The organism is Pseudomonas sp. HMSC063H08 (genome assembly GCF_001813645.1).
Taxonomy (GTDB): Bacteria; Pseudomonadota; Gammaproteobacteria; order Pseudomonadales; family Pseudomonadaceae; genus Pseudomonas; species Pseudomonas aeruginosa.
Genome location: NZ_KV813372.1, coordinates 71363 through 91458 on the forward strand (window position 1 = coordinate 71363; position 20096 = coordinate 91458).

Here is a 20096-nt window from a genome sequence, read left to right on the forward strand (position 1 = left end):
TAGGGCGAATAACCGCTTGCGGTTATCCGCCGTTGCGGCGGGATACCGGCGGATAACGCCGGTGGCGTATTCGCCCCACGGAACGGAGGCCCCTCCAGGGTGGCCTTCCAGTGTGGCACGTGGGCCTGGTAGGGCGAATAACCGCCTGCGGTTATCCGCCGTTGCGGCGGATGCCGGCGGATAACGCCGGTGGCGTATTCGCCCTACGGAACGCAGGCGGCTTTTGCTTCGTACGTCGTCAACCGCGCAGCGGCGGCAGGTAGCCCAGTTCCATCAGCTTGATGTCCGCTTCGCCGACGCGCTCGAAATGTTCGCGACGGGTTTCGTCCATCGGTTCGCGGCCGTTCAGCAGCAGGGTGCCACGGCCGGGAATGTCGACCAGCTCCGTAGCCGCCGGGAAGTCCGTGGCCCTTAGCGGATGCGGGCAGAAGCCGATCCAGCCGATGCTGCGGCGGTCCGGGAAGGTCCGCTGGTGTACGAAATACGTATGCGGAGCGAGCATGCCCCAGGTCGTTTCGGGCCAGATTTCCAGCGCCGCGAGGAAGATCGCGACGAAGGAGGAAGCCGGTGCGTCGAACACCTGCAGCAGGCTGCCGGCATCTTCCAACTGGAGCCTGGACGAGACGGCCCTGCCGCTGGCCTCGTAGTCCAGCGACAACCCGCCCTTGAGCGGATCCTCCTCGCCGTTCCATAGCACCAGTTCCACCGCCCGGGTGCGTCGGTCACGCGACAGGGCCTTGGCGAGATCCTGGCGGTGCTCGGTGACGTTGTGGCTGAGGGCATCGCGCAGGGAGTCGCCGCACAGGTACCAGTTCTCCAGCACCGGATGGAGGGGCGCGAGGGCATCGAGGAAGCGCTCTATCCGTTGCAGGTGCTGGTCGTCGTCCAGTTCGAGGAGCCGTGCCGGATCGAAGTACAGCTCGAATATGTAGCGCCTGAAAGCCTTGGCGTCCGTCATGCGCAATACCCCGGGTTCTCTTCGCAAAACCTTTTCATCTCTTCCTGTTCCTTCGCGCGGGTTTCCTGGTAGTCGTCGTGCTCGTCCGTTCCCGGCATCGGATTCCAGAATGCCTTCAGGTTGGCCAGTCCCATGCGCAGGTACTCCGCGGCGCAGTACTCGTAGACGATCCGCTGCAGGAAGTGCCATTCGACGAACACCGGCGGGGTCGGTCGGGCCTTGTCGCTGTGGACCTCGGCCTTCTGCAGCAGGTCCGACTTCACCTTGGCCCGCGCCCAGGGCCTGGGCACGCCGAGCAGCGGGACGAACAGGAAGGCGTAGTTGGCCTTCGCCTCCAGCAGGGTGCAGCGCGGCTCGTCGAAGCCGTCCCACCAGGTGCCGCTCCAGAACCATTCGTGGGGAAACGGGAAATTGGTCACCCACTGCTGGTAGCGCGCGGACAGGTCCGACATGCTGTGGCCCTTGCCGTTATTGGCGATGGCCATTTCGCCCCGGGACGGCGGGCACTCCACGCAGTCCTTGTCGCGGCCCTGGCTCTTGCTGCAATCGCGCTCGGCTTCCCGGGTCCGGTCGCGGCTCAGCGTGCCGGTCTCGGTCCTGGGCAGGGGCTGCGGAACCGGCATCGGACGCGGTACCGGCCTGGGCAGCGCGCCGGGGGCCGGTCGCGGCAGCGGGCGCGGCGCCGGCATCGGCAAGTGCGGCCGGGGCGGCGCGGGTAGTTCGAAGGGCAGCCGCGGACCCATGCGGGGCAGCGGTCGGAAAAGCGCGCCTATGCCGCTCATGCCGGTCTCCCCGAGGTTTCGTACGCGCGCCATTTCTGGCTGGCCAGGCGAAACTCGACGATCCGTTCGTAGTCCTGGAAGCGTTGTTCCGGGCTGTCAGCCAGCGGCCGGCGCATGTGCGCGAGAAACGCCGGCGTGTCCTGGAAGCCGGGGAAGGCCAGGCCGTGCAGGAGAAAGCGTTCGATCGTCCCGGGCTCTTCGATACCCAGTTCCAGCGCCGTCGCGCGCAGCTCGCCGAGTTGCCGGATGGCGGGCAGCAGGCCGCGTCGTTCGAGCCAGGCGGGAGCCTCCCGGCGTACCTCCAGCAGGACCCGCTCGATGACTTCGTCGTCGCGGACCCGTTGCAGGCGATCCAGTTGGCCGGCATCCAGTTCAAGCATCGGCGGTCCGCTCCGTTTCCCGGTCATAGACGAGATAGCCGCCCTGCAGGGGCTGCCAGACCTGCCAACGCTCCAGCGGCGCCATCACTTGCGTCCATTGCCGCGCGGTCATGACCTGTTCCAGCGCCCGGCGCACTTCCGGGCTGTAGTAGCGCAACAGCGCCCGGCGGCCGTCGGGCATGCGGGTGAAGAGCAGCCCGGCGAAGTGTTTCGCGAGGTTTTCGAAGGACGCCCGGCTCCACAGCCAGGAGGCCATGGGCGAGCGGCGGTCCCAGTCGCGCAGCCAGCCGAGGAACTCGCCCGATGACGAAAGCGGGGCGCTGTCCATGAATTCGATCAGGACCGGCCCGGCATGGGCGATTTCGTCCAGCTCGCTCCCGGCCAGCAGCCAGCGCGAGCTGATTTCCCCCGCGGCCTTTTCCAGGCGGGTGTCCAGGGTCAGGTAGCGGGCGCCGTCCGCCAGGGCGAACAGGCGGCTGTCCGGCGTAGGCGCCGCGAGCGCCGGCTGGAGCCGGCTCACGGTGCGCCGCCGAGGCTTTCCAGGGGCACCAGGGCCTGGTTGCGGCGTGCCGCCAGCAGCAGGCATTGCAGGCACAGCTTCGGTGGGGCGAGGGCGAGAGCGGGTGCGCCGCCGCCGCTGTTGCCGATCAGCACCGTGCCCGCGCCGCCGACCACTAGGTTGCCGTGGGTGCCGACGCTACCTACCACGGTGGCGGGCTTGCCGTTGATCAGTACGTTGGCGATGACGTTGGCGCTGAGGGTGGCGCCGCAGGCGGTGGCGTCGCCCTGGCGGGCGGCGGACCGATGGTCGAAGAAGACGTCGGGCGAGCCGCCGACGATCGGGTTGCTGCCGTGGCCCGGCAGCGGACACGCGGTCGGATCGCCCAGGCGCGCAGCGGGTTTGCCGCTCATGCTCAAGTCCCTATGAGATAAACCCTGGCACTCTGCCGTGCCACTCGGGGGCGGACAACCTATCTGAACTGCTCAGGAGGCACCTTCGGAAACGGCTTGGGCAACCGCGTCCTTGCCTGGTTGCGCTTGAAGGGATTTCCTACCTGGAAGTCTCGTCACCCGCCTGCGAAAGGCGCAGGCGTACGGAGCGATGGCGCGATGGGGAGGGGAGCCTGGGAGGAGGGAAGGAGGCGTTTCGCGCAGCGTCGCGTTCGCTTTGCCTGCGCAGGGGCTGTCCGCCGATACCGCGCTGGAGCGACGGATAGCCGCGATAGGGTTATCCGCCCTGCGCCGAGACCGCCGAGGGAGGAGCCAGGGAGGCTGTCCCTGGCTCCTCCCGTGCGATCAGTGATGCTCGCGCGTCGCGCGGAAGCGGATGTCCGGCCAGCGTTCTTCCATCAGGCTGAGGTTGACGCGGGTCGGCGCCAGGTAGGTGAGGTGCCCGCCGCCGTCCACGGAGAGGTTCTCGAAGGCCTTGTCCTTGAACTCCTTGAGCTTCTTCTCGTCGTCGCACTCGATCCAGCGTGCCGACCAGACGTTGATCGCCTCGTAGGCGCACTCGACCTTGTATTCCTCCTTCAGGCGGCTGGCGACCACGTCGAACTGCAGCACGCCCACCGCACCGAGGATGATGTCGTTGTTGCGCTCGGGGAAGAACACCTGGGTCGCACCTTCCTCGGCCAGTTCCTGCAGGCCCTGGCGCAACTGCTTGGACTTCAGCGGGTCTTTCAGGCGCACGCGGCGGAACAGTTCCGGGGCGAAGTGCGGGATGCCGGTGAAACCGAAGTTCTCGCCTTCGCTGAAGGTGTCGCCGATCTGGATGGTGCCGTGGTTGTGCAGGCCGATGATGTCGCCGGCATAGGCCTCTTCCAGTTGCTCGCGCTCGGAGGAGAAGAAGGTCAGCGCGTCGGCGATCTTCACGTCCTTGCCCAGGCGCACGTGGCGCATCTTCATGCCTTTCTCGTACTTGCCCGAGCAGATGCGCATGAAGGCGATGCGGTCGCGGTGCTTGGGATCCATGTTCGCCTGGATCTTGAACACGAAGCCGGAGAACTTCTCCTCGGTCGGCTCCACGCTGCGTTCGTGGGTGGCGCGCGACAGCGGCTGCGGCGCCCAGTCGACGATGCAGTCGAGGACCTGGTCGACGCCGAAGTTGCCCAGCGCGGTGCCGAAGAACACCGGGGTCATCTCGCCCTTGAGGAAGGCGTCCTTGTCGAATTCGTGGCAGGCGCCCTGCACCAGCTCCAGCTCCTCGACGAAATTGTCGTAGAGATCGCCGAGGTGGGCGCGGGCTTCGTCGGAGTCGAGCTTTTCGATGACCTTGGTCTCGATGCGCTCGTGGCCGTGGCCCGGGACGTAGACGATGATCCTGTCGTCGGCCAGGTGGTAGACGCCCTTGAAGTCCTTGTAGCAGCCGATCGGCCAGGTGATCGGCGCGGCCTTGATCTTCAGCACCGCCTCGATCTCGTCGAGCAGCTCGATGGGGTCGCGGATGTCGCGGTCGAGCTTGTTGATGAAGCTGACGATGGGCGTGTCACGCAGCCGGCAGACTTCCATCAGGGCGATGGTCCGCGGTTCGACGCCCTTGCCGCCGTCGAGCACCATCAGCGCCGAGTCCACCGCGGTCAGGGTGCGGTAGGTGTCTTCGGAGAAGTCTTCGTGGCCGGGGGTGTCGAGCAGGTTGATCATGTGCTCGCGGTAGGGGAACTGCATCACCGAGGTGGTGATGGAGATGCCGCGCTGCTTTTCCATCTCCATCCAGTCGGACGTGGCGTGGCGGTCGGACTTGCGCGACTTCACGGTACCGGCGACGGCGATCGCCTTGCCCATCAGCAGGAGCTTCTCGGTGATGGTGGTCTTACCGGCGTCGGGGTGGGAAATGATCGCGAAGGTACGGCGCTTCGCGACTTCGGCGGCCTGAGTGGTCATGGATGCGTGCCTGCTGGAATCCGTTGGCGTGGGCGCGGGACGGCCCGGAAAAACGCGGGATTATAGCGGTAAAACGCGGCGCGTCGGGATGCCTGTCATCCGGCGATCGATGGAATTGCCGGTGGACAGCGAACTTGTCGCAGTCGTGCCGTTCCAAGCAGCCAGCGGCGGCCACCGCCGGATAGGCTGCTTTCATTTCACCCGATCGAAGGAAATCACCATGAACGGAGTATCCAGACTGCTCTCCCTGGCGTTGCTGGGCGCGGCGCTGCACTGGGCGCCGGCGCAGGCCGAGGAGCAGCCGCGGCTGTTCGAACTGCTCGGCCAGCCCGGCTACAAGGCCACCTGGCATGCCATGTTCAAGGGCGAGAGCGACGTGCCGAAATGGGTTTCCGACGCCAGCGGCCCGAGTTCCCCGTCCACCAGCCTGAGCCTGGAGGGCCAGCCCTACGTCCTGGCCAACAGTTGCAAACCCCACGATTGCGGCAACAACCGCCTGCTGGTGGCGTTCCGTGGCGACAAGAGTGCCGCCTACGGGCTGCAGGTGAGCCTGCCGGACGAGCCCGCCGAAGTCATGCAGACGCCGAGCAAGTACGCCACCTATCGCTGGTACGGCGAACCCTCCAGGCAGGTCCGCGAGCTGCTGATGAAACAGTTGGAGAGCGATCCGAACTGGAAGTGACGCCGGGCCTGAGAGGGACCAGGCCCGGCGGCGGGGAGGGCGGATGATCGCTGGCGATCGTCCGCCGTTGCGCCATGCGCTCCCGCGGTCTTCCTTCAGAAACCGACCGAGGCCTGTACGTACAGGGTGCGCGGCTGGCCGACGTAGAGGCCCTTGTTGTTGTCGTCGAACGAGCGGGTGTAGTAGCGGCGATCGAACAGGTTCTTCACCCCCAGGCCGAGCTTGAGGTCGTTCAGTTGCGGGCCGAAGTCGTAGGTGCCGCGCGCGCTCCAGACCATCCAGCCGGCGATCCGCCCGGTGCTGCCGTCGACGCTTTCGCTCTCGGTGTTGGCGTTGTCGGCGTACTGGCTGGTCTGGAAGCTGCCGTCGAGGTTGTAGCTCCAGGCGCCGGTGCGGTAGTTGGCGCCAAGGGTGCCCTTGTGCTTCGAGGAGAACGGCACCTGGTTGCCCTTGTTCGGCCCGTCCTCGCGAATGCTCGCGTCGACGTAGGCGTAGCTGGCATAGACGTCGAAGCCGGAGAGCAGCGGGTCGAGATCGGCCAGGTCGTAGGCGATCGCCGCCTCGATGCCCTTGTGCCGGGTCTTGCCGCGGGCGGTCACGCTGTCGGTCTGCTGGTTGCTCTCGTACTGGTTGTCGAAGTTGATCAGGAAGGCGCCCAGTTCGGCGCGCAGGATGCCGTCGTCGTAGCGGCTGCCGAGTTCCCAGGTGCGGGCCTTCTCCGGCTCGATGTCGCCGCTCTGCACTGCCTTGCCCATCTGGCTGTACTGCACGGTGCCGAACGAGCCCTCGGTGTTGGCGTAGAGGTTCCAGCTCGGCGTGAGGTGGTAGATCACGTTGAGCGCCGGCAGCGAGGCGTTGTAGCGGCCGCTGTCCTTGCTGTTCTTCAGCAGGTTCTTCTGTTCGGAGTCGATCTTCTCGTAGCGGATGCCAGGGGTGATGGTCCAGTTGCCGATGTCGATGCGATCGTCGATGTAGAACGCGTTGGCTTCGGTGCTGCCGCGGGTGTCGCGGTCGTTGCGGCTGCCGGTGCTGGGTAGCTGGCCGCTGTCGGCGCGGGTCCAGTAGCGCAGCTCGTGGCTGGCTTCGTTGACGTAGCGGTGGCCGATGCCCACTTCGTGGCGACTTTCGCCCAGCTCGAAGCCCTGGCTGAAGCGGGTTTCCAGGCCTCGCACCCAGTATTCGCGCGGCGACAGGGTGAGGTTGCGGCCCTGGTCGAGGTAGCCGCTGCGCAGGGTCTTGGTGAAGAAGCCGGTGACGTTGAGCTTCTGGCTGGCGTTGGGGGTGTATTCGTAGCTGGCGCTGGCCAGGGTACGGCGGCCCCAGAACTTGTCGTAGGGACGGGTCGACTGGTACGGATCGTCGCGGTAGGCCGCGGCGCTGAGGCCGCCGGGCATGTCGGCCTCGCCGTCGTAGTACTGGGTCATCGCCGAAAACGCGTGTTCGTCGCTGGGCTGGAAGCGGCCCTTGAGAATCAGGTCGTCGATCCGCGTATCGCTGTGCTCGCGCCAATCGCCGCCGCGGGTGCCGGAGTAGAGCAGGGCGCCGCCGAGGCCGTTGGCGCCGGTGCCGCCGATCAGCACGTTGTGGGTGGTCTTCAGGCCGTCCTGGCTGGAGCTGGGGCTGAGTTCGCTGTGCACGTCGAGCTTGGTGGCGAAGTCCTCGGGGATCGCCCGGGTCACGAAGTTGACGATGCCGCCGACGTTCTGCGGCCCGTAGCGCACCGCGCCGCCGCCGCGGACCACGTCCACCGCGTCCATGTTGCCGATGGACACCGGCGCCAGCGACAACTGTGGCTGGCCGTAGGGAGCGAAGGGCACCGGGATGCCGTCCATCAGCACCGTCGAGCGCGACGCCAGGCGCGGGTTGAGGCCGCGAATGCCGAAGTTCAATGCCAGGTCGTGGCTGCCGGTGCCGTTGTTGAGCGGCGCGCTGACCCCGGGAATGCGCTCCAGCACTTCGCGGGTGCTGGCCGCGCCTTGGGCCTGGAACTGCTCGCGGCGGACCACGTCGCGCGCACCGGGATGCTCGAAGACGTCGGCGGCGCTGGCGTCGGCCAGCCAGTCGCCGACCACGGTGAGCGCCGGCAGGTTGGCCGGGTCTTCCACCGGCAGCGCCTCCAGGGTATAGGCGCCGTCGCCGCGGGCGCGCGCCTCCAGGCCGGAGCCGGCGAGCAGGGCGGCCAGGGCTTCCTCCAGGGTGTACTCGCCGTCCAGCGCCTGGCTGCGCCGCGCGGCGGTCTGTTCCGGGCTGAAGGCGATCAGCACGCCGGCCTGGCGGCCTAGGTGGTTCAGCGCCTGCTCCAGCGGCTCGGCGGGCAGCCGGTAGTACTGGCGGGCATCGGTGCGGATCTCGGCGGCGCAGGCGCTGCCGGCGGAAACCAGGACGGGACCGCCGAGGCAGGCGAGGAGCAGGGCGCGGCTGAGCGGCGACAGGGCGCGTGACGGGGACATGAGGGACACTCCAGTGGATCTTTCGAGGTTGGCTTTCCTCCTCTGTCACGCGAGGTGGGGAAAAAGGCTCAGGTGCGCGGAAATATCTTTCCGCTCATTCGCGCGGGTGCACGCCGACCCAGTAGCGGGTGACGCGCCGTACCTCCACGGGCAGCACCGCCGGCAGGGTGGCGAGGATCCGCTCGCTATCGTCCAGCGGATAGCTGCCGGAAATCCGCAGGCCGCCGATGCGCGGGTCGCAGCCCAGCCGGCCGGGGCGGTAGCGCGCGACTTCGGCGAGGAATTCGTCCAGGCGCATGCCGGCGGCCACCAGCATGCCGTCGGTCCAGGCGCCGCTGCCGACCGGCAGCGGCTGCGGAGCGCCGAGTCGCTCGCGGTCGAAGTCCAGCTGCCGGCCGCTGGGCAGCAGCAGGCCCTGGCCGGCGTGGTTCTCCACCTGCACCGCGCCTTCGTGGACGGCGACGCGGGTGCGTCCGGCGAACTGGCGCACGTCGAACCGGGTGCCCACCGGTCGCAGCCGGCCTTCCGCGCTGTACACGTGCAGCGGGCGCGGGTCCTGGCCGGTGCTGAGCTGGATTTCCCCGCGCAGCAGGAGCAGGCGCCGTTCGCCGGCATCGAAGCGGACATCCACCGCCGTGTCGCTGTTCAGCTCGAGGCGACTGCCGTCGGCCAGGGCCAGGCGCCGGCGTTCGCCGACGCCGGTGGCATAGTCGGCGCTCCAGCGCTGCAGGCTGCCGCTCTCGCGCAGGCCCCAGGCGCTGCCGCCGGCGGCCAGGACCAGCAGCAGGGTCTTCAGCGCGCGCCGGCGTTGCGGCGAATGCGGTGCGTTGATGGCGGCCAGGGCCAGTGGCGTGCCTATCCCGGCCAGGCGCTGGTTGACCGCCTCGATGTGGCGCCAGGCCTGCTCGTGTTCCGGGGCCGCCTGGCGCCAGCGCTGCCAGGCCTGGCGCAGGCGTTCGTCGTCGGCGCCGCCCTGCAGCTCGACCAGCCAGCGCACGGCCTGTTCGGCCACCTGCGGCGGCACCTTGGGTGCGGCGGGCAGGCTCATGGCAGCTCGGCGAAGTAGCAGCGTTGCGCAGCCTTGAGCATGTAGCGCTTGACGCTGCTCAGGGAGATGCCCAGCTGCGTGGCGATCTCGGCGTAGCCCAGGCCGTCGAGCTGGGCCAGCAGGAAGGTCTCCTTGGCCAGCGGCGGTAGGCCGTCGAGCAGGCGGTCCAGCTCGACCAGGGTCTCCAGGACGATGGCGCGGGTCTCTTCGCTGGGGACTTCCCGCTCGGGCAGGCTGGCCAGGGCTTCCAGGTAGGCGCGCTCGACGTCCTGGCGGCGGTAGTGGTTGCACAGCACGCGGCGGGCGATGGTGGTGAGGAAGGCGCGCGGTTCGTCGATGCGCGCGGCCTGGCGCGAAACCAGGACCTTGACGAAGGTGTCCTGGGCCAGGTCGGCGGCGTTCTGCGGGCAGCCGAGGCGGCGCCGCAGCCAGCCCGTGAGCCAGTGGTGGTGGTCGCTGTAGAGGGTATGCAACGCGGCCGCGTGGGCGAGGTCGGCGCTCGACACCTGGACATTCCCGGAGCAGAAGGATTAACGAATGATAATAGTTATCATTTTATGCTGCGGGAATGCCTGCCTACAACCGCAGGCTGTCGGCGCCTGGCTTTCAGGAGGCTTTCAGGGCGGCGCGGTACTGCCCCGGGGTGGCGCCATGGGCTTCGCGGAAGCGCCGGTTGAAATGGCTCGGACTGGCGAAGCCGCAGGCCAGCGAGACCTCCTGGAGCGACTGCGCGGAGTACGCCAGCAGGTCGCGGGCCCGCGCCAGGCGTCGTTCCAGCACGTAGCGGTGCGGCGGCAGGCCGAAGGAGACGCGGAACATGCGCGCGAAGTGGTACTCGGAGAGCGCCGCCAGCTCCGCCAGCGACCCCAGTTCCAGCGGCTGCTCCAGGTGGCTTTCGATGTAGTCGGCCAGGCGCCGCCGCACGTGCGCGGCCAGCCCGCCCTGCCAGCGTACGTCGGTACGCCTGCCGCACCCGGTGAGCAGCAGGTGGTCCACCGCCTGGTGGGCGAGGCTGGTGCATAGCAGGCGCTCGCCGGGTTCGTTCCAGTCCTGTCGTTCCAGGGTCCGGCACAGGGCGGCCAGCGGCTCGTCCTGGATGTAGGTGCGCTCCTCCAGTTGCAGGCTGCGTGGTTCGCAATCGAGGGTGCGTACCGCCGCGCCGGCCAGGCGTTCCGGGCTGATGTACAGGTGCATGAAGCCCAGGCCGCGTGTCACCGCCCAGTCGGAGTGGTGTTCGGCCGGCATCACGCAGAAGCGGTCGGGGCCGCCATAGAGCCCGGGACGATCGCGGCGGAAGGTCTGCCAGCCGCCCTGCAGGTAGAGCGACAGGGTGTGATGGCCGGGGTCGCTGTAGCCGAGGATCTCCGCTTCGTCGCGGTACCAATGGGCGAGCGCCAGGCCGTCGCTGAGCGTGCTGCTGCGCAGCAGGCGCGCATTGGAGGTCCGGTCGAGGGTGCGGAATACCTGGAAATCGCTGGGTTGGTGCATGCCGGCCATGCTACCCGCGCCCGGACGCTGCCGCGAGAGGCGGCGGATGAAAAGCGCAAGAATGGACAATGGTCGCGCCCGGCTTCGCCCGCAGACTGACGGCATCCTGTCGTTGCGGAGTCGCCATGAATCTTTCGCTGTACCTGCTCACCGTGCTCATCTGGGGCACCACCTGGATCGCCATCAAGCTGCAGATGGGTCCGGTGGCGATCACCCTGTCGATCGCCTACCGCTTCGCCCTGGCGGCGCTGGTGCTGTTCGCCGTGCTGCTGCTCGGCCGCCGCCTGCAAAGGCTGGACGCGCGGGGCCAACGCCTGTGCATGGCCCAGGGCGTATGCCTGTTCTGCCTGAATTTCATCTGCTTCTATACCGCCAGCCAGTGGATTCCCAGCGGCCTGGTGGCCGTGGTGTTCTCCACCGCCACCCTGTGGAATGCGCTGAACGCCCGCCTGTGGTTCGGCCAGCGCATCGCGTCGAACGTGATGGCCGGTGGCGGTCTCGGCCTGATCGGCCTGGGGCTGCTGTTCTGGCCGGAACTGGTGGGTCACCAGGCCACCCCGGAAACCTTCTACGGCCTCGGCCTGGCCCTGCTCGGCACGCTGTGCTTCTCCACCGGCAACATGCTTTCCAGCCTGCAACAGAAGGCCGGCATCCGCCCGCTCACCGGCAATGCCTGGAGCATGCTCTATGGCACCCTGATCCTCCTGGCGCTGTGCCTGTTCCAGGGCGTGCCGCTGAATTTCGACTGGAGCGCGCGCTACGTCGGCTCGCTGCTGTACCTGGCGATCCCCGGCTCGGTGATCGGCTTCACCGCCTACCTGACCCTGGTCGGGCGCATGGGCCCGGATCGCGCCGCCTACTGCACCGTGCTGTTCCCGGTGGTGGCGTTGAACATCTCGGCCTTCGCCGAGGGCTACCGCTGGACCGCACCGGCGCTGGCCGGGCTGGTCCTGGTGATGCTCGGCAACGTCTTGGTGTTCCGCAAGCCGAAGGCGCCGGCGCTGGCCGGGCCGGCGCGTTCGACCTAGCGGAGAGGTGGCGCGCTCAGCCGCGTCGCCACACCTGTGGATTGACCAGGTCCAGCGGCCGCTCGCCGCGCAGGGCCGCCTCGAAGTTCTGCAGCGCCCGCTCGGCCATGGCCCGGCGGGTCTCGTGGGTGGCCGAGCCGATGTGCGGCAGGGTCACCACGTTGTCCAGGGCGAACAGCGGCGATTCGGCCAGCGGTTCCTTCTCGTAGACATCCAGGCCGGCGCCGAGGATGCGTTTCTCCCGCAGGGCGGCGACCAGCGCGGCCTCGTCGACCACCTGGCCGCGGGCGACGTTGACCAGGATCGCCGAGGGCTTCATCAGGCCCAGTTCGCGCGCGCCGATCAACTGCCGGGTCTGCGCTCCCAGCGGCACCACCACGCAGACGAAGTCGGCCTCGCCGAGCAGTTCGTCGAAGCCGAGGAAGCGCGCGCCGAGTTCCTGTTCCAGTTCCGGCTTGCGGTTGTTGCCGTGGTAGAGCACCTGCATGCCGAAGCCGAAACGGCCGCGCCGGGCGATGGCCGCGCCGATCCGGCCGAGGCCGAGGATGCCGAGTTTCTTGCCATGCACGTCGGTGCCGAACTGCGGGGCGTCGACGGTGCGCTTCCAGTTCCCGGCCTTGACCCAGGCGTCCAGCTCGGCGACCCGTCGCGCGGCGCTGATCAGCAGGGCGAAGCCGAGGTCGGCGGTGGTCTCGGTGAGGACGTCGGGCGTGTTGGTGAGGGCGATGCCGCGGCGGTTCAGGTAGTCCAGGTCATAGTTGTCGTAGCCGACCGAGACGCTGGAGATGACTTCCAGTTGCTTCGCCTGTTCCAGTTGCCTGGCGCCGAGCGGCCGGCCGACGCCGATCATGCCGTGGGTATCGGGCAGGGCGGCGGCGTACTGGGCGTCGATGTCGCCCTGTTTCGGTTCGAGCACGCGGACGTTGAACTGGCGTTGCAGGCGTTCGAGATGCTCGGGGGCGAGGCGACTGAAGACGAAGACGTTCTTTTTCATGACGGGACTCTGCAAGCGGGAGCGAAAGCGCCGACCATACCACCGCCATCGAAGCGGCGGGCAGGGGCCCGCCACTGGGCGGGCGATTATCGGCTCAGGAGGGTCTTCCGAGTTCCAGGCCCAGCTCCACCAGCGCCGCTTCGTCGCGCTGGAGCAGGCCGGGCAGGCTTTCCTTGAGGTATTCCACCCAGGTCTTGATCTTCGCGTCGAGATACTGCCGCGAAGGGTACAGCGCATAGACGTTGAGCTGTTGCAGGCGGTGTTGCGGCAGGACCCGCACCAGGGTGCCCTTGCCCAGGTCCTCGATGGCCGAATACACCGGCAGGATGCCGATGCCCAGCCCGGAGCGGATTGCCTCGGTCATGGCGTCGCCGACATTGACCTGGAACGGCGAGGCGCCGATGGAGACCATTTCCTGGCCGTTGGGACCGTCGAACAGCCAGCGATCCAGCGGCACCACCGGGCTGACCAGGCGCAGGCAATCGTGGCTGGCCAGCTCCGAAGGCTCGCTCGGCGTGCCGTTCAGGCGCAGGTACTCCGGCGAGGCGCAAAGAATGCTGTAGGTCTCGCCGATGCGCTGGGAAATGAAGCCGGAATCGGGCAGCTCGGAGGCCACCACGATGGCCACGTCGAAGCCCTCGTCGAGCAGGTCCGGCACGCGGTTGGCCATGGTCAGGTCGAAGGTCACGTCGCGGTACTGCTGGCGGTAGCCGGCGATGGCGCGGATCACGTAGTGCTGGCCGATGCCGGTCATCGAATGCAGCTTCAGCTTGCCGGCGGGACGGGCATGGGCGTCGCTGGCTTCGGCCTCGGCTTCCTCGACGTAGGCGAGGATCTGCTCGCAGCGCAGCAGGTAGCGCTGGCCGGCTTCGGTGAGGGCGATGCGACGAGTGGTACGGTTGAGCAGGCGGGTGCGCAGGTGCGTCTCGAGGTTGGCCACCGCCCGCGAAACATAGGCGGTGGTGGTGTTGAGCTGCTGGGACGCCGCGGTGAAGCTTCCGGTTTCCGCCACGCAGACGAAGGCTCGCATGTTTTGCAGGGTGTCCATCGACGGGGCCTCCTAGGCACGCGCAGAAGTGTGTCAGATTGTTGCGAGGGCGGATTATTTCACATTACGCAATAAACAATCGCACTTGAGCCAGCTTATCAGCAGCCGCCAGCCTCTTAAAATTCATCGGCCCCCGAGCGCACGAACGCTCGAGCGGGTTGAACGGCGCCCGTACCGTTCAAATTCCGTGCTTCGCCCCTCCAGGATCAGACAACGTGCCGCGTGCTCTCAGGAAGGAACTGACCTTGGTCGGCTCCTTCGTCGGTTTTCTCGTCGTTTTCTCCGCAATATCCGGTTGTGTCAGTACAGGCGATATCGCCCCCGAGGCCGCCACGCTCGACGCCAACGCCCTGGCCACCGACCATGCGATCCAGGCTGCCGCCCGCGAGGCCGGCTGGCCGCAGGCGCAGTGGTGGAAGGTGTATGCCGATCCGCAGCTGGACGCCTGGATCGAGAAGGCGCTGGACGGCAATCCAGGCCTGGCGGTAGCCCATGCGCGGGTACGCCAGGCGAAGTCCATGGCCGGGCTGGTGGAGTCCATCGAGTCGCCGCAGATCGAGGGCAAGGGCTCGCTGGTCCGCCACCGCTGGCCGGACGACTATTTCTACGGCCCCGGCGACCTGGCGCGGACCACTTCCTGGAACAACTCCACCGAGATCGGCCTGAACTACAAGCTCGATCTCTGGGGGCGCGACCGCAGCGACAGCGAGCGCGCCGTCGACCTGGCCCACATGGCCGCCGCCGAGGCGCGCCAGGCGCAGCTCGAGCTGGAGGGCAACATCGTCCGCGCCTACGTCCAGCTCTCGTTGCAGTACGCCGAGATGGACATCGCCAAGGCCATGCTGCAACAGCAGCGCGACATCCTCGCCCTGGCCCAGCGTCGCCTGCGCGGCGGCATCGGCACGCATTTCGAGGTCAGCCAGGCGGAAGTGCCGCTGCCCGAGACCGAGCGCCGCATCGAGGTGATCGACGAAGAAATCCAGCTCACCCGCAACCTGCTCGCCGCCCTGGCCGGCAAGGGCCCGGGCGAGGGCCGCACGATCCGCCGGCCAAGCCTGAACCTGGCGGCGCAGCCGAGCCTGCCCAGCGCCTTGCCGGCCGAACTGCTCGGTCGCCGCCCGGATGTGGTCGCCCGCCGCTGGCAGGTCGCCGCCCTGGCCAAGGGCGTGGACGTGGCGCGCGCCGACTTCTACCCCAACGTCGACCTGATGGCCTCGGTCGGCTTCAGTGCCGTCGGCGGCGGCATGCTGGAGTTCTTCCGCAGCGCCAAGTACACCTACAGCGCCGGCCCGGCGGTGACCCTGCCGATCTTCGACGGCGGCCGCCTGCGTTCGCAGTTGGGCGAGGCGGCGGCCGGCTACGACGCGGCGGTGGAGCAATACAACCAGACCCTGGTGGATGCGCTGAAGAACATTTCCGACCAGTTGATCCGCCTGCATTCGGTGGACATCCAGAAGGACTTCGCCGCGCAATCGGTGGCTTCCGCGCAGAAGACCTACGATATCGCCACCCTGGCCTACCAGCGTGGCCTCACCGATTACCTCAACGTGCTCAACGCGCAGACCCGGCTGTTCCAGCAGCAACTGGTCCAGGAGCAGGTGCAGGCCGCCCGGCTGGCCGCCCATGCCAGCCTGCTCACCGCCCTCGGCGGCGGCGTCGGGGCCGGCGCCGATACGCCGGCGCAGCGGAAGCTGGCGCCGGAGAACGTCCCGGTCAGAGCGGTATCTTCGCGATGAGTGGCCGCTCCGCTGGTTTCGCCCTGCCCAGCCGCGACGAGTGGCGGCGCGCGCTGGCCGAGTGGGCGCGCAGCGACGGGGCGACCTGGATCTACGTGTTCAAGGTGCTCTGCGCGGCCTTCCTGACCCTCTGGCTGGCGATGCGCCTGGAGTTGCCGCAACCGAGCACGGCGACCATCACCGTGTTCATCGTCATGCAGCCGCAGAGCGGCCAGGTGTTCGCCAAGAGCTTCTACCGCATCCTCGGCACCCTGGTCGGCCTCAGCGTGATGGTCACCCTGATCGCCCTGTTCGCCCAGGAGCGGGTGCTGTTCCTGCTCAGCTCGGCGATCTGGATCGGTCTCTGCACCGCCGGGGCCGCCCGCTACCGTGACTTCCGCTCCTACGCCTGCGTGCTCGCCGGCTACACCGCGACGCTGATCGGCATCCCCGCCACCAGCCATCCGGAAGGCGCCTTCATGCAGGCGATCTGGCGGGTCCTGGAAATCAGCCTGGCGATTCTCTGCTCGGGGGTGGTCAGCGCGGTGATCATGCCGCAGACCACCAGCGCGGCGATGCGCAATGCGCTGTACGTGCGCTTCGGCCTGTTCGCTGCGTTCGTCCTCGACAGCCTGCGCGGGGTCGGCGGGCGCGAGCGCTTCGAAAGCAGCAACGTGGCCTTCGCCGCCCAGGCCGTGGGCCTGGAGACGATGCGCGCGGCGAGCGCCTTCGAGGATCCGCACATGCGCCTGCGCAATGGCCGGCTGATTCGCCTGAGCAGCGAGTTCATGGCCATGAATACCCGTTTCCACGCCCTCCACCAACTGCTCGAACGCCTGCGCGCGCAGGGCTCCACCCAGGTGCTGGAAGCGTTCGAACCGTGCCTGGAGGAAATCACCGGGCTGCTCGAGGAGATCCGTGGCCGCGCCGTCACCGACCATGACGCCGAGCGCTTCGCCCAGCGCCTCGCCGACTGCCGCGAACGCCTGATGGCGCGCATCCGCCAGGCGCGCGGAGAACTGCTGGCGCGGGAGCCGGGCGAAGAGGCGCGGCTGGACTTCAATACCGCCGCCGAGCTGCTCTACCGTTTCGCCGAGGAGATGCACGACTACGCCCTGACCCATGCCTCGCTGGCCGCCCACCGCCACGAGCGCGAGCAGTGGAAGGACGCCTTCACCGCCAAGGCCAACGCGGTGGCGGCGGCAGTGGCGGGGATGCGCACCGGGTTGATGATCCTGCTGTTCGGCTGTTTCTGGATCTACAGCACCTGGCCCAGCGGCGGCACCTTCGCCCTCAACGCGGTGGCGGTCTCGGCGTTGGCCTCGGCGGCGCCGAACCCGAAGAAGGTCGCCATGCAGATGGCCCTCGGCACCATGGCGGCGGCGCTGCTCGGCTTCAGCGAGATGTTCTTCGTCTACCCGCACATCGACGGTTTCCCGCTGCTGTGCCTGGTGCTGGCGCCGGTGTTCGCCCTCGGCGCGTTCATCTCCTCGCGGCCGCAGTGGGCCGGCTACGGTCTCGGCCTGCTGGTGTTCTTCTGCTTCGGTTCGGTGCCGGCGAACCTGACCGTCTACGACCCGGCCCACGTGATCAACGAGTACATCGCCCTGATCCTCTCGATGCTGCTCTCGGCCGCGGCCGCCGCGGTCATTCTGCCGCCCAACAGCGCCTGGCTGTGGAAGCGCCTCGAGCGCGACCTGCGGATGCGCGTGGTGTTCGCCATCAGCGGCAGGAGCAGGGGGCTTGGCTCGGCCTTCGAAAGCGGTACCCGCGACCTGCTGAACCAGGCCTATGGCGTCGCCGCCGGGCGCCCGGACGTGCAGCGCGGCCTGCTGCGCTGGATGTTCCTGGTGCTCGAGGTCGGCCACGCGATCATCGAGCTGCGTCGCGAGCAGGAGCGCCTGCCGGACGAACCCTGCTACGCCGAGGCCATGCCCTGGCGCCAGGCGATCCGCGCCATGGGGCGGGCCCTGATCCGGCTGTTCGTGCGCCCCGGCGCGGAGAACCTGGAGCGCGCCCTGGCGGCCGTCGACCAGGCCATCCACGCGGCCAGGCACACCGACGAACCCTGCGCGCCGCACTTCGACAGCTCGCCGCTACGGCGGGTGCGCAGCTACCTGCACTTCATCCGTTCTTCCTTGCTCGCGCCGACCTCGCCGCTGACCGAACTGGCCGGTCGGACGAGCGGCCAAGGTACCGTCCATGCCTCGTGAAATCGCCATCCATGGGGTCTACATGCCGACCCTGACGCTGTTGTTCGTGATCGCCGCGGCGCTCACCTGGGGCCTCGACCGGATCTTCGCCTCGGTTGGCCTGTATCGCTTCACCTGGCACCCGGCGCTGTTCCGGGTCAGCCTGTTCGCCTGCCTGTACGGCGGCCTGTCCCTGACCATCTACCGCTGAGGCGGTAGCGCACCTCTTCGTTATCGTGAGCCGACCATGACCTTGAAATCCGTAATCAGCCTGCTGGCGACCCTGCTGATCCTGTTGGTCGCCGTATTCATCGGGCGGACCCTGTGGGTCAACTACATGGACACCCCCTGGACCCGCGACGGTCGCGTGCGCGCCGACGTGATCAATGTCGCCGCCGACGTTTCCGGGATCGTCGTCGACGTCCCGGTGCGCGACAACCAGTTGGTGAAGAAAGGCGACCTGCTGATGCAGATCGACCCCGACCACTACCGCATCGCGGTGAAGCAGGCCGAGTCGCTGGTCGCCTCGCGCAAGGCGACCCTGGAGATGCGCCAGCTGAACGCCCGGCGGCGCGCGGAAATGGATGAGATGGTGGTCTCCCGAGAAAGCCGCGACGACGCCCACAACACCGCCTCCGCGGCGATGGCCGACTACGAGCAGGCCAAGGCCCAGCTCGACGCCGCGCGCCTGAACCTGGAGCGCACCCGGGTGGTGGCGCAGGTCGACGGCTACGTCACCAACCTCAACGTGCACCGTGGCGACTACGCGCGGGTCGGCGAGGCGAAGATGGCGGTGATCGACAAGAACTCCTACTGGGTCTACGGCTACTTCGAGGAAACCAAGCTGCCGTACATCCGCGAAGGCGACCCGGTGGACATGCAACTGATGAGCGGCGAACACCTCAAGGGCCACGTGGAAAGCATCGCCCGAGGCATCTACGACCGCGACAACCCGGAAAGCCGCGAGCTGACCGCCGACGTCAACCCCACTTTCAACTGGGTGCGCCTGGCCCAGCGCGTGCCGGTGCGGGTACACATCGACGAAGTGCCGGACGGCGTGCTGCTCTCGGCGGGGATCACCTGCACGGTGATCGTCAAGCCGCAAGGGCGCGACGACCAGGCCTCGGCGGCGCACGCGCCGGGGCGGGCCGGTTGAGTGAAAGAGGCATGGAGAAGCCCGGCGGATGCCGGGCTTTTTCGTTTCGGCGGGGCGGAAGAGGGCGCCACTCGCCAGGAATACGCTGCGGTTGGCGGCTGCCGGCGGTGAATATCCACCCGGCGGCCTAGGCTCCGACCTGTTCGGCCGGCGACACGATCAGGCCCCTGCCGCCGCGCGAGCGGCCGGAGCTGAGGTAGTCGGCGATGGACTCCTGGGTGACCTCGCCGAGGAACTGCTGGTCGGGGTCGAGCACCGGCAGCCAGGAGCTGTTGAACTCGTACATCCGCGACAACAGGATGCGCAGGTGCTCGTCGTGGCTGGCGGTGACCCGGAACGGGGTGACGAACGGTTCGCAGGTGCCTTCCTGGCGGCGCAGGTCCTTGCGTCGCACGTAGCCCAGGCCCTTGCCCTGGTCATCCACCACGATCAGGTAGCGCCGGTCGTTCTCGTCCATCAGTTCCAGCGCCTCGGCCACCGGGGTCTGCGGCCGGGCGGTGACCAGGCTGCTGTCGGCGGCGTCCTCGGCGCGCACCAGGAGCAGGCGCTTGAGCGTGCTGTCCTGGCCGGTGAAGGCGCTGACGAACTCGTCCGCCGGGTGCGCCAGCAGGGTATCCGGGTGGTCGTACTGGAGCAGCCGGCCGCTCTTGAACACCGCCACCTTGTCGCCCAGCTTGATGGCTTCGTCGATGTCGTGGCTGACCATGATCACGGTCATGCCGAGCTTGCGCTGCATCTCGAAGAACTCGTTCTGGATCGACTCGCGGTTGATCGGATCGACCGCGCCGAACGGCTCGTCCATCAGCAGCAGCGGCGCGTCCGCCGCCAGCGCGCGGATCACCCCGACGCGCTGCTGCTGGCCGCCGGAGAGTTCGCGCGGGTAGCGTTGCAGGTACTGCTTGGGCTCCAGCTTGACCATGCTCATCAGCTCGCGGGCCTTCTCCTTGCAGCGCGCCTTGTCCCAGCCGAGCAGGCGCGGCACGACCATGATGTTTTCCTCGATGGTCATGTTCGGGAACAGGCCGATCTGCTGGATCACGTAGCCGATGTGGCGGCGCAGGGTGACTTCGTCGAGGTCCGCGGTGTCCTGGCCGTCGATCAGCACGCGGCCGGAGGTCGGCGGGATGATCCGGTTGATCATCTTCAGGGTGGTGGTCTTGCCGCAGCCGGAGGGGCCGAGGAAGACGCAGATCTCGCCTTTCTCCACGGTCAGGCTGACGGAATCGACGGCGCGGAACTCCTTGCCGTTCTTCTGGGTGAAGGTCTTGCTGAGCTTGTCCAGTTCGATCATGTTC

The 20096-nt window shown here is 68.0% G+C and carries 19 protein-coding genes; 6 read left to right on the forward strand and 13 right to left on the reverse strand.

The window, feature by feature from the left end; translation table 11 throughout:
* Positions 1-238 precede the first annotated feature (238 nt).
* From tsiT to HMPREF2924_RS07230, 6 genes are all read right to left on the reverse strand, one after another.
* Positions 239-958, reverse strand: coding sequence for a type VI secretion system immunity protein TsiT (tsiT, locus tag HMPREF2924_RS07205; RefSeq protein ID WP_003110913.1), 720 nt, complete (start codon positions 956-958; stop codon positions 239-241).
* Positions 955-1740: a type VI secretion system effector protein TseT gene (gene tseT, locus HMPREF2924_RS34065; protein ID WP_003119247.1), complete on the reverse strand. Its 786-nt coding sequence runs from the start codon at positions 1738-1740 to the stop codon at positions 955-957. Before tseT ends, tsiT begins: the two co-directional genes overlap by 4 nt.
* Entirely contained in the window at positions 1737-2120 is a 384-nt protein-coding gene (locus HMPREF2924_RS07215; protein WP_003132626.1) for a hypothetical protein, read from the reverse strand. The genes tseT and HMPREF2924_RS07215 overlap by 4 nt, the downstream gene beginning before the upstream one ends.
* Entirely contained in the window at positions 2113-2640 is a 528-nt protein-coding gene (locus HMPREF2924_RS07220; protein WP_003110911.1) for a DUF4123 domain-containing protein, read from the reverse strand. Before HMPREF2924_RS07220 ends, HMPREF2924_RS07215 begins: the two co-directional genes overlap by 8 nt.
* On the reverse strand, positions 2637-3032 hold the full coding sequence (locus HMPREF2924_RS07225) for a PAAR domain-containing protein (protein WP_003093006.1): 396 nt from the start codon (positions 3030-3032) through the stop codon (positions 2637-2639). The genes HMPREF2924_RS07220 and HMPREF2924_RS07225 overlap by 4 nt, the downstream gene beginning before the upstream one ends.
* 384 nt (positions 3033-3416) lie before the next feature.
* The gene (locus tag HMPREF2924_RS07230) at positions 3417-5000 is read right to left on the reverse strand and encodes a peptide chain release factor 3 (RefSeq protein ID WP_003093004.1); all 1584 of its coding nucleotides are present in this window, start codon (positions 4998-5000) and stop codon (positions 3417-3419) included.
* 220 nt (positions 5001-5220) lie between these two features.
* Between HMPREF2924_RS07230 and ivy the strand changes: the two genes are divergently transcribed.
* A complete protein-coding gene (ivy, locus tag HMPREF2924_RS07235; RefSeq protein WP_003093002.1) occupies positions 5221-5682 on the forward strand; it encodes a lysozyme inhibitor Ivy in 462 nt (153 codons plus the stop codon).
* A gap of 95 nt (positions 5683-5777) precedes the next feature.
* Here ivy and fecA read toward each other — a convergent pair whose 3' ends face one another.
* The 4 genes from fecA to mdrR1 form a co-directional block, all read right to left on the reverse strand.
* Positions 5778-8132 (reverse strand): TonB-dependent Fe(3+) dicitrate receptor FecA, encoded by a 2355-nt coding sequence (gene fecA / locus HMPREF2924_RS07240; RefSeq protein ID WP_003132627.1) that lies wholly within the window; start codon positions 8130-8132, stop codon positions 5778-5780.
* 94 nt (positions 8133-8226) lie between these two features.
* Positions 8227-9180 (reverse strand): FecR domain-containing protein, encoded by a 954-nt coding sequence (locus HMPREF2924_RS07245; RefSeq protein WP_003119249.1) that lies wholly within the window; start codon positions 9178-9180, stop codon positions 8227-8229.
* On the reverse strand, positions 9177-9686 hold the full coding sequence (locus tag HMPREF2924_RS07250; RefSeq protein ID WP_003092999.1) for a sigma-70 family RNA polymerase sigma factor: 510 nt from the start codon (positions 9684-9686) through the stop codon (positions 9177-9179). The genes HMPREF2924_RS07245 and HMPREF2924_RS07250 overlap by 4 nt, the downstream gene beginning before the upstream one ends.
* Positions 9687-9786: 100 nt before the next feature.
* Positions 9787-10668: an efflux pump transcriptional regulator MdrR1 gene (gene mdrR1 / locus HMPREF2924_RS07255; protein WP_003132628.1), complete on the reverse strand. Its 882-nt coding sequence runs from the start codon at positions 10666-10668 to the stop codon at positions 9787-9789.
* 125 nt (positions 10669-10793) lie between these two features.
* On the opposite strand from mdrR1, the gene HMPREF2924_RS07260 reads away from it, so the two are divergent.
* Positions 10794-11696, forward strand: a complete 903-nt coding sequence (locus tag HMPREF2924_RS07260) for a DMT family transporter (protein WP_003132629.1) — start codon at positions 10794-10796, stop codon at positions 11694-11696.
* 16 nt (positions 11697-11712) lie between these two features.
* On the opposite strand, the gene HMPREF2924_RS07265 is transcribed toward HMPREF2924_RS07260, so the two are convergent.
* Positions 11713-12690 (reverse strand): 2-hydroxyacid dehydrogenase, encoded by a 978-nt coding sequence (locus HMPREF2924_RS07265; RefSeq protein WP_003092995.1) that lies wholly within the window; start codon positions 12688-12690, stop codon positions 11713-11715.
* A gap of 94 nt (positions 12691-12784) precedes the next feature.
* Positions 12785-13738 carry a LysR family transcriptional regulator gene (locus HMPREF2924_RS07270; RefSeq protein WP_003092994.1) on the reverse strand — a complete coding sequence of 318 codons (954 nt, stop codon included), beginning with the start codon at positions 13736-13738 and terminating at the stop codon, positions 12785-12787.
* A 245-nt stretch (positions 13739-13983) separates the two neighbouring features.
* Between HMPREF2924_RS07270 and HMPREF2924_RS07275 the strand changes: the two genes are divergently transcribed.
* Genes HMPREF2924_RS07275 through HMPREF2924_RS07290 form a run of 4 tightly spaced genes read left to right on the forward strand, consistent with a single transcriptional unit; the run spans position 13984 to position 18801 of the window.
* Complete coding sequence (locus tag HMPREF2924_RS07275) at positions 13984-15474, forward strand: efflux transporter outer membrane subunit (RefSeq protein WP_003105655.1); 1491 nt, start codon at positions 13984-13986, stop codon at positions 15472-15474.
* Positions 15471-17666 (forward strand): FUSC family protein, encoded by a 2196-nt coding sequence (locus HMPREF2924_RS07280; RefSeq protein ID WP_003132630.1) that lies wholly within the window; start codon positions 15471-15473, stop codon positions 17664-17666. Before HMPREF2924_RS07275 ends, HMPREF2924_RS07280 begins: the two co-directional genes overlap by 4 nt.
* Positions 17656-17856 carry a DUF1656 domain-containing protein gene (locus HMPREF2924_RS07285; RefSeq protein WP_003082823.1) on the forward strand — a complete coding sequence of 67 codons (201 nt, stop codon included), beginning with the start codon at positions 17656-17658 and terminating at the stop codon, positions 17854-17856. Before HMPREF2924_RS07280 ends, HMPREF2924_RS07285 begins: the two co-directional genes overlap by 11 nt.
* A 36-nt stretch (positions 17857-17892) precedes the next feature.
* Positions 17893-18801 carry an efflux RND transporter periplasmic adaptor subunit gene (locus tag HMPREF2924_RS07290; protein ID WP_003132632.1) on the forward strand — a complete coding sequence of 303 codons (909 nt, stop codon included), beginning with the start codon at positions 17893-17895 and terminating at the stop codon, positions 18799-18801.
* A gap of 127 nt (positions 18802-18928) precedes the next feature.
* Here HMPREF2924_RS07290 and HMPREF2924_RS07295 read toward each other — a convergent pair whose 3' ends face one another.
* The gene (locus HMPREF2924_RS07295) at positions 18929-20092 is read right to left on the reverse strand and encodes an ABC transporter ATP-binding protein (protein WP_003092987.1); all 1164 of its coding nucleotides are present in this window, start codon (positions 20090-20092) and stop codon (positions 18929-18931) included.
* Between the last annotated feature and the right edge of the window lie 4 nt (positions 20093-20096).